1 protein-coding gene is annotated in these 1,008 nt (G+C 66.7%); it reads right to left on the bottom strand.

The window, feature by feature from the left end; genetic code table 11:
- On the bottom strand, positions 1–1,008 hold a 1,008-nt coding region (locus tag HMPREF3165_RS13695; RefSeq protein WP_256274913.1), incomplete at both ends, for a tetratricopeptide repeat protein.

The following is a 1,008-nucleotide window of genomic DNA, read 5'->3' as shown; positions in this document are numbered from 1 at the left end:
TGGTCGAGTCTGCCGGCTGCCTGGTAGGCGCCGGCGAGATTGTTGCGTGAGACCAAGGTGTCGCGGTGGTCGGGCCCCAGAATGCGGGTGCGGTCTTCGAGGTTCTGCTGGAGCAGAGGGATGGCCTGGTCGAGTCTGCCAGCCGCCTGGAAGGCGCCGGCGAGGTTACCGCGCGAGGCCAAGGTCTCAGGATGGGCGGGGCCCAGGACGCGGATGAAGTCGGTGAGGTTCCGTTCGAACAGGGCGATGGCCTGGTCGAGTCTGCCGGCTGCCTGGTAGGCGGCGGCGAGCTTGTCCCGCCAAGCCAAGGTTTCCGGATGGGCGGGGCCCAGGACTCGGGTGAAGTCGGTGAGGTTCCGCTCGAACAGGGAGATGGCCTGGTCGAGTCTGCCGGCTGCCTGGTAGGCATTGGCGAGGTTGCCGCGCGAGGTGAGGGTGTCAAGGTGGTCGGGACCCGCGAGACGGGCGAAGTCGTCGAGGTTCTGCTCGAACAGACGGATAGCTTCGTCGAGCCTGCCCGCTTCCCGATACGCGCCGGCGAGATTGTCGCGTGAAGTGAGGGTACGGGGGTCGTGGGGGCCCAAGATGCGGATGGAGTCCTCGAGGTTCTGCTCGAACAGACGGATGGCCTCGTCGAGCCTGCCCGCTTCCCGGTAGGCGCCGGCAAGGTTGCCGCGCGAGGTGAGAGTGACAGGGTGAACAGGTCCCAGGGTACGGGTGCGGTCTTCGAGGTTCTGCTCGAAAAGGGTGATGGCCTCGTCGAGCCTGCCGGCTGCCTGGTAGGCGCCGGCGAGCGTGCTACGTGAGGTGAAGGTGTCGGGGCGGTCAGGACCCAGAATGCGGATGAAGTCGGTGAGGTTCTGCTCGAACAGGGGAATGGCTTCGTCGAGCCTGCCCGTATCCCGGTAGGCGCTGGCGAGACTGTGGCGTGAGGCCAAGGTTTCAGGGTGGTCGAGGCCCAGGGTGCGGGTGCGGTCGTCGAGGTTCTGCTCGAACAGACGGATGGCC

This window comes from Actinomyces sp. HMSC08A09 (assembly GCF_001807465.1).
GTDB lineage: Bacteria > Actinomycetota > Actinomycetes > Actinomycetales > Actinomycetaceae > Actinomyces > Actinomyces oris.
This window is presented reverse-complemented; position numbering and strand designations above follow the sequence as displayed.